12 protein-coding genes are annotated in these 12975 nt (G+C 71.0%); 2 read left to right on the forward strand and 10 right to left on the reverse strand.

Features of this window, described 5'->3' with window-relative positions:
- Positions 1–2 precede the first annotated feature (2 nt).
- Positions 3–530 carry a DUF6886 family protein gene (locus AB0I81_RS10715; RefSeq protein WP_360653420.1) on the forward strand — a complete coding sequence of 176 codons (528 nt, stop codon included), beginning with the start codon at positions 3–5 and terminating at the stop codon, positions 528–530.
- Here the strand turns inward: AB0I81_RS10715 and AB0I81_RS10720 are convergent.
- The 9 genes from AB0I81_RS10720 to xylA all read right to left on the reverse strand — a co-directional run bounded on the left by AB0I81_RS10720 (position 496) and on the right by xylA (position 9138).
- The gene (locus tag AB0I81_RS10720) at positions 496–1467 is read right to left on the reverse strand and encodes a 2-dehydropantoate 2-reductase N-terminal domain-containing protein (protein ID WP_360653423.1); all 972 of its coding nucleotides are present in this window, start codon (positions 1465–1467) and stop codon (positions 496–498) included. The genes AB0I81_RS10715 and AB0I81_RS10720 overlap by 35 nt on opposite strands.
- 19 nt (positions 1468–1486) lie before the next feature.
- Positions 1487–2215 (reverse strand): glycosyltransferase family 2 protein, encoded by a 729-nt coding sequence (locus AB0I81_RS10725; RefSeq protein WP_360653426.1) that lies wholly within the window; start codon positions 2213–2215, stop codon positions 1487–1489.
- A 72-nt stretch (positions 2216–2287) separates the two neighbouring features.
- A complete protein-coding gene (locus AB0I81_RS10730) occupies positions 2288–2818 on the reverse strand; it encodes an AAA family ATPase (protein WP_360653429.1) in 531 nt (176 codons plus the stop codon).
- Entirely contained in the window at positions 2815–4416 is a 1602-nt protein-coding gene (gene lysS / locus AB0I81_RS10735) for a lysine--tRNA ligase (protein WP_360653432.1), read from the reverse strand. Before lysS ends, AB0I81_RS10730 begins: the two co-directional genes overlap by 4 nt.
- Before the next feature lie 40 nt (positions 4417–4456).
- Complete coding sequence (locus AB0I81_RS10740; RefSeq protein ID WP_360653435.1) at positions 4457–4684, reverse strand: hypothetical protein; 228 nt, start codon at positions 4682–4684, stop codon at positions 4457–4459.
- 1 nt (position 4685) lies between these two features.
- A complete protein-coding gene (locus tag AB0I81_RS10745; protein WP_360653438.1) occupies positions 4686–6023 on the reverse strand; it encodes a S8 family serine peptidase in 1338 nt (445 codons plus the stop codon).
- 123 nt (positions 6024–6146) lie between these two features.
- Positions 6147–7250, reverse strand: coding sequence for a Gfo/Idh/MocA family oxidoreductase (locus AB0I81_RS10750; RefSeq protein WP_360653441.1), 1104 nt, complete (start codon positions 7248–7250; stop codon positions 6147–6149).
- Positions 7247–7990 carry a sugar phosphate isomerase/epimerase gene (locus AB0I81_RS10755; protein ID WP_360653444.1) on the reverse strand — a complete coding sequence of 248 codons (744 nt, stop codon included), beginning with the start codon at positions 7988–7990 and terminating at the stop codon, positions 7247–7249. The genes AB0I81_RS10750 and AB0I81_RS10755 overlap by 4 nt, the downstream gene beginning before the upstream one ends.
- Positions 7987–9138, reverse strand: coding sequence for a xylose isomerase (xylA, locus tag AB0I81_RS10760; RefSeq protein ID WP_360653447.1), 1152 nt, complete (start codon positions 9136–9138; stop codon positions 7987–7989). The genes AB0I81_RS10755 and xylA overlap by 4 nt, the downstream gene beginning before the upstream one ends.
- A gap of 88 nt (positions 9139–9226) precedes the next feature.
- Between xylA and AB0I81_RS10765 the strand changes: the two genes are divergently transcribed.
- The gene (locus AB0I81_RS10765) at positions 9227–10339 is read left to right on the forward strand and encodes an ROK family transcriptional regulator (protein ID WP_360653450.1); all 1113 of its coding nucleotides are present in this window, start codon (positions 9227–9229) and stop codon (positions 10337–10339) included.
- Here AB0I81_RS10765 and AB0I81_RS10770 read toward each other — a convergent pair whose 3' ends face one another.
- Positions 10340–12883 carry a GH92 family glycosyl hydrolase gene (locus tag AB0I81_RS10770; protein ID WP_360653453.1) on the reverse strand — a complete coding sequence of 848 codons (2544 nt, stop codon included), beginning with the start codon at positions 12881–12883 and terminating at the stop codon, positions 10340–10342.
- Between the last annotated feature and the right edge of the window lie 92 nt (positions 12884–12975).

The raw sequence follows: 12975 nt of genomic DNA on the forward strand, positions 1-12975 counted from the left end.
CCATGAGACCCGAGCCGGGCCAAGTCCTGCACTTCTCGGAAGACCCGACCATCGAACGGTTCATCCCGCATGTGGCCGTGACCAGCAATCTCTCCAAGCCGTACGTGTGGGCGGTGGGCCACGAGCGCTGCCCCGACTACTGGTTCCCGCGTGCCTGCCCGCGGGCGATGGCCTGGCTCGGGCCGGACAGCACGCAGGAGGACGCGGCCAGGATCATCGGCTCGGGCTGCGGCGACCGGGTGCACGCCATCGAGTACGGCTGGCTCAGGGCGCTGATGGACGTCCGCCTGTACGCCTACCGCCTGCCCGCCGACGACTTCGCGCCCATCGGCGACCCGCCGCACGCGGTGGTCGCCACGGGCCCCGTGGTGCCGCTGGGCCCGCCCGAGCCGGTACGCGACCTGTTCGAGTTGCACGAGGAGGCCGGGATCCAGCTCAGGGTGCTGGACAACCTGTGGCCGTTCTGGAACGAGGTGACGGCCAGCACCCTCCAGTTCAGCGGGATCCGGCTGCGGAACGCCCGTCGATGAGGGCCAGCAGGCCCTCCAGCGGCATCGAGCCAGGCGCCTGCCGCTCGCGGGCGACCCTGTTGGCCTCGCGCCGCAGCGTCTCGTTGACCGGCGTGGGCACGCCGTGCTCGCGGCCCAGCAGGACGATCTCGCCGTTGAGGTAGTCGGCCTCGATGGAGCCGCTGGCCCTGGCCAGGCTCTGCCAGGACGATCCGCCGGACCGGTCGATGCCCTCGATGGGACGGGGGTCCACCTTGTGGCCGCGGGCCTCGGACTCCTCTTCGGGGGTGGCGTAGTCGATGCCGGCGCGCGCCAGCACGGTCCTGGCCTCGGCCCTGGCGCGTTGGGCCACGTCGGACATGCCGGGCACGTGACCGACGAGCGCCTCTACGGCGTTGCCGAGGTTGCTGAGCAGCTTGGCGTACTTCCAGCGCATCACCTGCGGCGAGGTCCTGGCCACGAGCCCGCGCTTGCCGAGGTCGGAGACGATGGTCTCGGCGAGTTCGTCCACACCCTGTGGATAACGGCCGACGTGCAACATGCCGGAGTAGGGGTAGGCGTGGGCGGCGATGACACCGGGCTCCGGCATCTGTGCGGGCAACCACACGCACATGCCGTAGACGCGCTCGAAGCGCCGCAGGACCATGCGCTCGTTGGCCACGCCGTTCTGGGCGCACACCACGGGCAGGTCGGACGGCCATGGGGCCAGCGCGGCGATCGTGTCCTGTGACTTGGTCGCCAGGATGAGCACGTCGTCATCGCGCGTGGGCACGGGGCCGTCGGCGGCGGGGATGTCCAGGGTCTCGGCGGAGTCGGGGGTGATCAGCCGCAGGCCGCTGCGCTTGAGGGCCTCGTGGTGGGCCCCCCGCGCGATGAGGAGAACATCGTGCCCGCCTTGGTACAGGCGGGCGCCGATGGTTCCCCCGACTGCTCCTGCTCCGATCACTATGTAGCGCATTGTCTGAGGATGTCACTCCTCACTTGGCAAGCGCGACTTGGGCCTGCGCGGCGACCGCGGTGCCACGGGAGCGCTCGCGCCAGATCGTCCGCAGCACGCGCCAGCCGTCGCGCACCGCGTGCAGGTTGCTCACGCCGTGGATGCGGGAGCGCTCGTGGCTGGGGACCTCGCGGATGATGAGGCCGGCCTGGGCGGCGCGGACGTTCATCAGGGTCTCGATCTCGAAGCCGTCGCAGTCGAGGTCGAGGGAGTCGAGGTGGCGGGCCCAGAAGGCGTTGTAGCCGTAGCAGAGGTCGGTGTAGCGGGTGCCGTAGAGGAGGTTGGTGAGCCCGGTCAGGACCTTGTTGCCGAGCGAGCGGATCGGACTGAGGTCGTCCGAGCCGCCACCAGGGGCGTACCTGGAGCCCTTGGCGAAGTCGGCGCCGTTCATGAGCGTGGCGACGAAGGAGCGGATCTCGCGGCCGTCGGTGGACCCGTCGGCGTCGATCATGACGATGATGTCGCCCTGAGCGGCCTGGAAGCCCTCGATGAGCGCGTTGCCCTTGCCGCGCCGGGTCTGCACGACGACCCGGAGGTCGGGGCGCAGCCTACGCGCGACGGCGATGGTGTCGTCGGTCGAGTTGCCGTCGACGAGGATGACTTCGTCGATCCACTCAGGCAGCGTTGCGAAGACGTGGGGAAGGTTCTCGGCCTCGTTCATCGCGGGGACGATGACACTGACGCTGGCGGCGAAAGGCTGCTTGTTCATGTCCCCTAGGTTCCGCCCCGCACATGCAATCCGCTTGACAGCTCCTTGCATAGATCGCCTTAAGTAGATATCTCAGTCGATTACGGCCTCCTCGGCCCGAGAAATGATCTCGTCAACGGTCTCTTCGACGCTCTGCCGTGAGGTGTCCAGCCACAGTCCGATGCGCGCGGTCTCCTGCCTGAGCGACGCGTCAAGCTGGGCAATCGTCCATCCGCCGCCGTAGCCGGACTTGGCGCGGGCCCGCTCGCGGCGCTCCACCTCGGCGGGCTCGGGAGCCAGGACGATCACGTGCAAGGGACGCGTACGGACTAGCTTCGTAAATCGCTCCAAATCACCGCCAATAAAAACATCTTGAACTATTGGTGTGAATCCGGCGTCGAAATACATGTCGGCCGTGACGGCTGCGATTCGGTAACGGAGATGGAGTTGGCGCAGCGACTCGTCGGCCATTTCCGGCGTCATGTCCGCGCGCCCGCCCACCACCATGCGGCGGAACGCGTCGCCGCGCACGTGGGCCGAGCGGGGCAGCCGCTCGGCCAGTGCCTGCGCCACGGTTGACTTGCCGGCGGCCGAGATTCCGGTGATCACGACCGCCCCGTTCACGCGCCCACCAGCTTGCGCACCCGGTCGGCGCCCACGGCCATCAGCAGCGTGGGCAGCCTGGGGCCGGTGTCGCGGCCCACCAGCAGCCGGTAGAGCAGGGCGAAGAAGGCCCGCTGCGCCGCCTTCAGCTCAGGTGTGGCCTTGGCGTCGGCGTCCAGGCCGGCCTGGAGCTTGGGCACGCCGTACACCAGCGTGGTCAGCCCCTCCAGCGTCCAGTCGTCCAGGCCGTCGGCCAGCAGCCGCAGGCCCTCGCGCTCGCCGCGCCCGAGCGAGTCGAGCAGTTCCTGGTCGGGCGAGTCGCGCACGCGTGTGCGCGACTCGGCAGGCAGGTGCGCCTCGACCCAGCGCTGCGCCCGGTCCAGGCGGGGGCGGGTGTCGTCGAGCGCCCTGACGCCGTCCAGGTCGCGCAGGATGCGCAGGCTCTGCTCGGCGTCGCCGGTGGTGATGTCGGCGACGGAGGCCAGCGTGCGGTAGGGCACCGGGTGCGGGGTGGCGGGCAGCGGCCCGGCGGCCGTGCTCACCGCCCGTTGGTACGCGGTCAGCTCGGCGGGCTGGGCCTGGCCGGCGGCGACCTTGCGGCCCAGGGCGTCCCACTCGTCGTAGAGCCGCTGGATCTCCTGGTCGAAGGCGATCTTGAAGGACTGGGCGGGCTTGCGGCGGGCGTACAACCAGCGCAGCACCGGAGCCTCCATGATCTCCAGCGCGTCGGCCGGGGTCGGCACGTTGCCCTTGGAACTGCTCATCTTGGCCATGCCGGTGATGCCGACGAAGGCGTACATGGGGCCGATCGGCTGCTGCCCGCCGAACACCTCGCCGACGATCTGCGCGCCCACGACCCACGCCGAGCCGGGCGAGTGGTGATCGACGCCGGACGGCTCGAAGATCACTCCCTCGTGGGCCCAGCGCATCGGCCAGTCCACCTTCCACACCAGCTTGCCGCGGTCGTGCTCGGCCAGCCGCACGGTCTCGCCGAAGCCGCACTCGCAGGTGTAGGCCAGCTCGGTTGTCTCGTCGTCGTAGTTGGTGACCGTCGTCAGATCGCGCTCGCACAGGTCGCAGTACGGCTTGTACGGGAAGTAGTCCTCGACCTCCTTCGACCGGTACCGCGACAACACGGCGTCGATCCTGGCCCGCGCGCGCACGGCGGTCAGGATCTGCTCCCGGTAGGCGCCCGTCGTGTACTGGGCGGTCTGGCTGATGGCGTGGAACTCGACGCCCATCTCCTGCAGGGCGGCGATCATGGGGGCCTTGAAGTGCTCGGCCCAGTTGGCGTACGAGCTGCCGGGAGGGGCGGGCACCGAGGTCAGCGGTTTGCCGATGTGCTCGGCCCACGACTGGTCGATGCCCGCGGGCACCCTGCGGAAGCGGTCGTAGTCGTCCCACGACAGCAGGTGCACGCATTTGCGGCCGCGCCGCCTGATCTCGTCGGCGACCAGGTGAGGCGTCATGACCTCACGCAGGTTGCCCAGGTGGATCGGGCCTGACGGGCTCAGCCCGGAGGCGCAGACGATCGTCTTGCCCGGGGCGCGTCGCTCCGCCTCCGAGATCACCTCGTCCGCGAACCTGGAGACCCAGTCGGTCTCCGCACTGTCAGCCATCGCGCCATTCTTGCGGCTCCGCCCGGTTGAGGCCAACGCGTTACCGATCACCTGGCCCGTTGCCCTCGATGCGGGGGTCGGAGAAGACGTCGGCGAGGTCGCGGCTGACCCGCCCGGCCGCCTCCTCGGTGACGCGCAGCACCTGCAGCCCGGGCGCGATGACCACGAGCCCGTAGCCGGTGTCGGCGTCCTCGTCGGACAGGCCGAGCAGGCGCAACGCGTCGCCGAGCGTGGCGCCTGACGGCATCCGCACCTGGACGATGGGCACGTCAGGCGGCGCGGTTGCGGTTCTGCCTGCCGAGCGCGGCCAGGACGGCGGGCGGGTCGATGATGCCGTAACCGTAGTCGTAGTCGAAGCCGACCGTGCTGCGGTCGTCGGCGGTGCGGTGCAGCAGCGTACGGAGCTGCGAGGGCGACAACTCGGCGGCCGGGCGGTGCGTGCGGACGGCGGCCACCACGCCGGCGGCCACGGGGCAGGCGGCCGAGGTGCCGGTGTCGGCGGGGCCGACGGCCTCCGAACCGGCGAAGTGCGTGTACGCGCACAGGTCCGGCTTGCGCTCCGACAGCCGCCCCGGCCCCTGCGAGGAGTAGCCGACCCGCTCGCCACGGGTGTCCACGCCGCCCACCGACAACACGCTCGGGTGCGAGTTGGCGCCCACGATGGACCGGTCGGGGTAGCCGCACCGCCCGTCGGGGCAGTCGCGGCCGCAGTTGCCCGCCGAGAACAGGATGTCGGCGCCCGCCCGCTCCAGGCTGCCCACGATCACGTTGAACGGGTGCGCCGGGTTGTCGGAGTAGTTGCCGGGGTGGCCGGGCGGGAAGTCCCCCTCGGGCGAGAACAGGCCCCAGCTGTTGCTGACCACCAGGGAACCCGCGTGCGCCGGCATGGCGCGCAGCACGGTGTCCAGGTGGGCGTAGGCGGCCACCGCGTCCGACAGCAGGCCGTCGAGCGTGTTCTCCCGCAGGATCGGGATGTCGAGCAGGGTCGCCTTGGGGGCGGCGAGCAGCGCGTCGAAGGCGCACATGGAGCCGTGGTCCACGGGATACTGGCCCGGCGGCGTGTTCGCCCCCGGCGGGTTCCAGCTGCGTTCCGCGTCGACCGTCACGTCGTGGCCGATGCGGGCGGCCACATGGTCGGCGTTGATGCCGGTGTCGACGATCGCGATGGCCACGCCCTCGCCGTCGTGGCCCGCCGACCACAGGTCGTAGGCGTGCAGGATACGCCTGACCTCCTCCCAGTCGCCGACGGGGCCGTCGCTTCCGCAGGTCGGATGGCCGTGGATGTTGGGGTCGGCGTACACGCCGACGACCTCGCGTACGGAGGAGGACAGCAGCGCGGCGCGCAGGGACAACTCGCCGTCGGAGATCTCGCCGCGCACGAGCACGGAGGCGTCCTGCGGCGCCATCGAGAACTCCGGCCGCTGGTGCGGTGAGAGCGGGGCGCCGTGCGGTGAGACGGGCCGTGGCACGGCCACGGGGGTGAACGTCTGGTCGAGGAGGACCCCGGGCAGGTCGGCGACGACGTCGGTGACCGTGCTGCGGACGCCGGGGTCGATGACGGCGGCGACGACGTCCGGGGCAGGGCGGAGCTGGATGAGGACGCGCATGGGTTCCCCCTGGGAGAGCTGTTACCGCGTGATTACTATAAGTAACAATGCCCGCCCTGCTCAAGGCCATCCCTATACGCGGGTATTAACTGGGCGGCGGTGTTCCCGCCGCCCAGCCTCAGGTCAGGACAGGGTGGCCGCGTACGGGTCCCAGTCCGCCGGCAGGGGCTCCGGCGCCGCCAGGGTGGAGGCGATGGGACGGAACTCCGCCCGCTCGCCCGACTCCGAGATGGCGGACATGAGCTCCAGCACGTGGTAGGCCAGCTCGCCCGACGCGCGGTGCGGCGTGCCCGCGCGGATCGACCTGGCCATGTCCAGGACCCCGATGCCCCGCCCCGCGGTGGTGCCGGACAGCGGCAGCTCCCGCCAGTCCGCGTCCGTCAGCCCGCGGGCCATCAGCGGTCCGTCGAAGGTGTTGGGGTCGGGCAGCGACAGTGCCCCCTCGCTGCCGATGATCTCGATCATGCGGCGGTTGACGGCCGAGTCGAAGCTGAACGTGGCCGCCGCCGTGGCCGTGCCTGGGAAGTCCAGCAGGGCGTTGACGTGGGTGGGCACGCTCACGGGGAACAGCGTGCCCGCCTTGGGCCCCGAGCCGACCACCCGCTGCTCGCGGGCCCTGCGGGTGCCGGCCGCCACCCGGGTGACGGGACCGAGCAGGGACACCAGCGCGGTCAGGTAGTAGGGGCCGAGGTCGAACAGCGGGCCGCCGCCCGGCTGGTAGAAGAACTCGGGGTTGGGGTGCCAGGACTCGGGGCCCAGGCTCTGCGTGGCGGCCGTGACGGCGACCGGCTCGCCGATGAGGCCCGAGCGCAGGGCGTGCAGGGTGGACTGCAGTCCGGCGCCCAGGAAGGTGTCGGGGGCGCCGCCCACCCGCAGCCCCCTGTCCAGGGCCTCGGCGACGACCTTGTCGGCCTCGTCGGTGCTCATGGCCAGGGGCTTCTCGCCGTACACGTGCTTGCCGGCGCGCAGGCACTCCAGCGCGACCGCCGTGTGCGCGGAGGGGACGGTGAGGTTGACGACGAGCTCCACCTCGTCGCGCGCGAGCACGGCGCCCAGGGTGCCGGACACCGGCACGTCGTGCTCCGCCGCCACCTCGGCGGCCCGGCCGGTGTCGATGTCCGCGACGGCGACCACGCGCACGTCGGGGAAGGAGGTGAGGTTACGGAGGTATTGGCCGCTGATGACTCCGGCGCCGACGATGGCGACGCCGACCGGGCCGTTGCTCAAGAGCCCTCCAAGGAGGTGAGGTAGCTGTGGCTGTCCGCGAGAGCGGCGAAGATGTCGCTCGCGCACTCGTCCAGCTCGACGACGCGCCAGGCGCCGGGAGCGGCGGCGAGGATCTGGGGCACGGGCATGACACCCCGGCCCACGGCGGTGTGCGGCTCGCCCTTGACCACGGGGCCGTCCTTGACGTGCAGCGCCAGGACCCGCTCCGACAGGCGGCCGAGCAGGGCGGGCACGTCGGCGCCGCCCACGGCCGCCCAGTAGGTGTCGATCTCCAGGAACACCTCGGGAGCCAGCAGGTCCGCCAGCACCTCGATGGCGTGCCTGCCCTCCACCTGCGGTTCGAGCTCCCACCAGTGGTTGTGGTAGCCGAGCCGCATCCCGTGCGCGGCGGCCTTCTCGGCGAAGCCGTTGAGCAGGTCGGCGGCCCGCTCGATGCCTTCGCGGGTGGTGAACTCCGCCTCGGCGATGCCGGCCGGGATGATCACCTTGTCGGTCCCGAGCGTGGCGATCGCGTCGAACACCTCCGCGGGCTCCGTGTTGAGCAGCGCGTGCGCGTGCGTCGCCGACACGGTCAGCCCCAGCTCGTCGGCGAGCCGGCGGAAGCCCTTGGGGTCGTTCAGCGGGTCGTAGGGTTCGACGGCCCGGTAACCGATCTCCGAGATCCTGCGCAGCACGGTGTCGCGGTCGGCGGTCAGCGAGTCGCGGACCGTGTAGAGCTGGACGCTGATCGGAAGACTCATCCGCGTACCCCCAGGAGGTGTTCGAGCGCGAGCTGGTTGAGGTGGGTGAAGTGGAAGCCCCTGGCCGCCGCGGCCTCGACGTCGAAGTCGTCCTTGGCCAGGTCCCGCCAGGTCTCGCCGGAGGCCAGCGTGGGCCGGGCCAGCTCGTCCACGCGGGAGGCGCGCAGCGCCTCCTGGACCTCGGGGTCGGCGCGGAAGGCGCGCGACTTCTCCTTGAGGATCAGGTACGTGCGCATGTTCGCCGCCGCGGACACCCACACGTCGGCGGGGTCCTCGGTGCGCAGCGGCTTGTAGTCGAAGTGGCGCGGGCCGTCGTAGCCGCCGTTCTCCAGCAGGTCGACCAGGAAGAAGGCGCTCTTCAGGTCGCCGTGGCCGAAGATCAGGTCCTGGTCGTACTTGGGGCCGTGCTGGCCGTTGAGGTCGATGTGGAAGAGCTTGCCGTGCCACAGCGCCTGGGCGATGCCGTGCACGAAGTTGAGCCCGGCCATCTGCTCGTGGCCGACCTCAGGGTTGAGGCCCACCATCTCAGGGTGCTCCAGTTCGCCGATCAGGGCCAGGGCGTGGCCGATCGTGGGCAGCAGGATGTCGCCGCGGGGCTCGTTCGGCTTGGGCTCGATGGCGAAGCGGATGTCGTAGCCCTGGTCGATGACGTACTGGCACAGGAGGTCCAGGCCCTCCTTGTAGCGGGCCATCGCGGCCCGGACGTCCTTGGCCGCGTCGGACTCCGAGCCCTCGCGCCCGCCCCAGCAGACGTAGGTCTTCGCGCCGAGGGAGGCGGCCAGGTCGATGTTGCGGATGACCTTGCGCAGCGCGTAGCGGCGCACGTCGCGGTCGTTGCTGGTGAAGCCGCCGTCCTTGAACACCGGGTGGGTGAACAGGTTGGTGGTGGCCATGGGGACCTTCATGCCGGTCTCGTCGAGTGCCTTCTTGAAGGCGGCGACGGCCTTGTCCCTGTCGGGCTCGACGGCGAGCAGGTCGTCGTCGTGGAAGGTGACACCGTACGCGCCCAGTTCGGCCAGGCGGTGCACACTCTCGACCGGGTCGAGTGCGGGGCGGGAGGCGTCGCCGAAGGGGTCGCGGGCTTGCCAGCCCACGGTCCACAGGCCGAAAGTGAAGCGGTCGTCGGGGGTGGGCGTGAAGTTGGTCATTTCGGTCCTTAGTAGGCTTTAGTCCATAATCTGTATTAATCCTGAAGAGGTGGGCATGGTGTCGTCAAGGGGGGTCCGGCATGATTCCATGCGCGCCCGTAATCTGGCCGTAGTCCTGGCGACCATTCAGCGTTCGGGGCCGCACACGCGCGCCACACTGTCAGAGCGGACCGGGCTCACCAAGACCACCGTATCCAGCCTGGTCGGTGACCTGCTGGAAGCGGGAGTGGTGAGCGAGAGCGGGGCCGTGCGGGGCGGCGAGCGGGGGCGGCCCGGCGTGGCGGTCAGCCTGAGCGGGCGCCGGGTGGCCGCGCTGGGGCTGGAGGTCAACATCGACTATCTGGCGGCGTGCGTGGTGGACCTCACGCGTACGGTACGGCTGCGGCGCGTCCGGCCCGCCGACAACCGCAACTCCGATCCCGCCGAGATCCTGGAACGGCTGCGCGACCTGGTGAAAGAGGTCACGGCCGAGGCCGAGGCGGACGGGCTGAGGGTGATCGGCGCGGCGCTGGCCGTGCCGGGCACGGTCGAGGGCGGGGTGCTGCGCAGCGCGCCGCATCTCGGCTGGCGGGACGTACGCGTGTCCGACCTGGTCGAGCTGCCCTTCGAGATCGACAACGAGGCCAACCTGGCGGCGCTCGGCGAGTTGTGGTTCGGGGCGCGGGAGCCCGACTTCCTCTACGTCTCCGGCGAGATCGGCATCGGCGCGGGCCTGGTGGTCGAGGGCGCGGTGTTCAGGGGCACGTTCGGGCTGGCCGGCGAGCTGGGGCACGTGGTCGTCGTGCCGGACGGGCCGCTGTGCCGGTGCGGCGGGCGGGGCTGCCTGGAGGTGTACGCGGGCCAGGACGCCCTGCTCGGCGAGCTGGCCTCGATGGGCGAACTGGTGGCGCGGCTGGAGTCGGGAGACCGGCGGGCTATGGAGGCGTGCGAGCGGGCCGGGCACGCGCTCGGCGTGGCGCTCACCTCGGCCGTGCACCTGCTGGACCCGGGCAGGATCGTGCTCGGCGGGATCTTCGCGCCGCTGTTCCGGTGGTTGGAGGAGCCGGTGTCGCAGGGGTTGCGGGCCCGGCTGGGGCAGATGCGCGGCACGCCGCCCGCGCTCGTGGTCTCGGGCACGGGCGGCGACGCGGCCGTGCTCGGCGCGGCCGGGTCGGTGATCCAGCGGATCATCGCCGACCCGGCCCAGCTGCTCGGCCTGTGACTACTGATTCCTGGCGTTGAGCGCGTCGTACTGGAGCTGGTGGGCGCAGGCCGTGCCGGTCGGCTCGCAGGGTTCCGGCAGGTTGGGGACCGGGGTCTCGGCGGTGGGCACGTGGTCCACGGGGAGGTCCCCGGCGCCGGTGGCCCACTGCTTGTTCGCGGTCGTGCCGACGTTCACCACGACCTCGCCGCCCCGGTTGAGCAGCGACTCCGGCAACCAGGAGCGGGTGTGCGACCGGCCGTTGACCTTGACGTCCTGGACGTAGATCGCGTCGGGGGCGGCCTGCGGGGCCGTAACCGTGATCGTGCGGCCGTTGCCGCGCTTGATCCACGCCTTGGGGAACATCGGGCTGGACAACAACATCTCGGCGCGGCTCGGCGTCTGGGGGTACATGCCGAGGGCGGCGAAGACGTACCAGGCGGACATGGTGCCGAGGTCGTCGTTGCCCGGCAGGCCGCTGGGGCCGGTCTTGTAGACCAGGGACGCCATCGCGCGTACCGTCTCCTGCGTCTTCCACGGCTGCCCGAGCGCGTTGTAGAGCCACGGGACGTGGATGCCGGGCTCGTTCGTCGGGTCGTAGCGGAAGCCGTCGCCGCCGGTCGCCCACGAGCCGTCGGGGCGGTGGAAGAAGGCGTCCAGCCGCTGGGCCGCCTGCCCCTTGCCGCCCATGGCGGCGGCGAGCCCGGACACGTCGTGCTGCACCATCCAGGTGTAGGTGGCGCTGGTGCCCTGCGCGAAACCGGCGTCGGAGGTCGCCGAGAACGGCAACAACCAGCTTCCGTCGGCCTTGCGGGCCTGCTGGTAGCCGCCCTCCTTGCCGGCCGACGGGTTGAACGTGTTGCGCCACCAGCTCGCCCGCGGCATCAGCTCGTCGCGCTGCTTGTCGCGGCCGATCCGCCCCGCCCAGTCCGCAAGCGCGAAGTCGGCCGTGGCGTCTTCCAGGGTCTCGGCGGCGCCGCCCCAGCAGCGGCAGGTGTCCTGCGGCGCGTAGTGCAGGCGCAGGTACTCGGCCAGGTTCGGCCGCTGGCCCTCGCACTGTCCCGGGCAGCCCTTGTCGGACAGGCCGGACTCGTGCGGCACGGTGGCCTGCTTGTAGAGCGAGTCGAAGGCGCCGCGCACGTCGAAGTTCCGCACGCCGAGCGAGTGGAAGCCGGCCAGGGCCGGGGCCGACGGGTCGCCGGTCATGACGTGGGTGGGGCCGTTGACGTGCACCCAGCGGTCCCAGACGCCGCCGTTCTGCCCGGCCAGGTTGAACAGCGACTGGGCGTAGTCGCCGGCCACCTCGGGTTCGAGCAGGGCCAGCAGCTGGGTGTGGGCGCGGTACTGGTCCCAGCCGGAGAAGTTGCCGTACTGGGCCCGCTGCCCCCTGGCCAGCCGGTGCACCTTCCCGTCGCTGCCCAGATAGGTGCCCGAGACGTCGCTGGTGACGTTGGGCTGCAGGTAGGCGTGGTACATCGCGCTGTAGAACGTGGTGCGCAGGTCCGCCGTGCCGCCCGCCACCTCGATGGAACGCAGGGCGTCGTTCCAGGTACGGCGGGCCTTGGCGGCCACCTTCGCGACGTCGTCGCGCTGCGAGATCTCCCTGGCCAGGTTCTGCCTGGCGGCCTCCAGGCTGGTGTAGGAGATGCCCACCTTCATGCGGACGTCGGCGTCGGAGGCCGTGTCGAAGCTGACGTAACCGCCGGAGCCCTTGCCCGCGCGGTCGGCGCCCGTGGCGTAGCCCTCGCCGCCGCTCGCCGTGGTGGTGTCCTTGCGCAGCTCGCCGTTCACCCAGGTGCCGGTGGCGGAGAAGGCGCGGTCGAAGGTGGCGGCGAAGTGCAGGCGGTAGTAGCTCTTGCGGTTGTTCACGCCGCCGTTGGCGCGCCGGCCGCAGAACGCGCCGGTCAGGACGGAGCCGGTGACCGTACGGGTGGCGGGGTCGATCGTGATCTCGGCGTCCTCGCTGCCGTTGAGCGAGTTGGACACCCGGAACAACAGGCTGGCCGGCGAGCCCTTGGGGAAGGTGAACTCGCCCACGCCCGCGCGGGTGCTGACCGACAGGTCGGTCTTGACGCCGGAGTCGAGCGTGACGGTGTAGCGGCCGGGCTGGGCGCTCTCGTTGTCGTGGCTGAAGTTGCTCGCGTAGACCGCGTCCTTGGTGTCGGCGGTCGGGGACGAGGTGATCTCCCCGGTGAACGGCATGATCGGGACGTCTCCGGCGGCGCCCGGATGGCAGCCGGCGCCGTTGACGTGCGTGAGCGCGAAGCCGCGTACGCGCGGGGTGTTGTAGGAGTAGCCGTTGGCGCCGGCGGCGTTGGTCTGGTCGCCGGCCGTGTTGGTGGGGCTCCAGGAGATCATCCCGAACGGCAGGACGGCGCCGGGGTAGGTGTTGCCGCCGCCGGAGCTGCCGATCAGCGGATCGGCGTGGGCGACAGGGTCCTTGAGGGGGAGGGCGGGAGCTGCGGCAGCCGGTACGGCGAGCCCGGTGGCGAGGAGCGTGCCGGTGATCGCCGTGGCGAGCCACGAACGGGGATTGAACACCTCGAGATCACACTGCTCCACCATAACCGGATCATGAACGTCCGAGTAAGTACGGAAGTCGCCGCAGACAAACGTTGCAGCGATTGCGCAACGCGCTCGGTCACCCTCGCCCTAAC

It is taken from the genome of Nonomuraea sp. NPDC050404 (genome assembly GCF_040655495.1).
In the GTDB taxonomy this organism is placed as follows: Bacteria; Actinomycetota; Actinomycetes; order Streptosporangiales; family Streptosporangiaceae; genus Nonomuraea.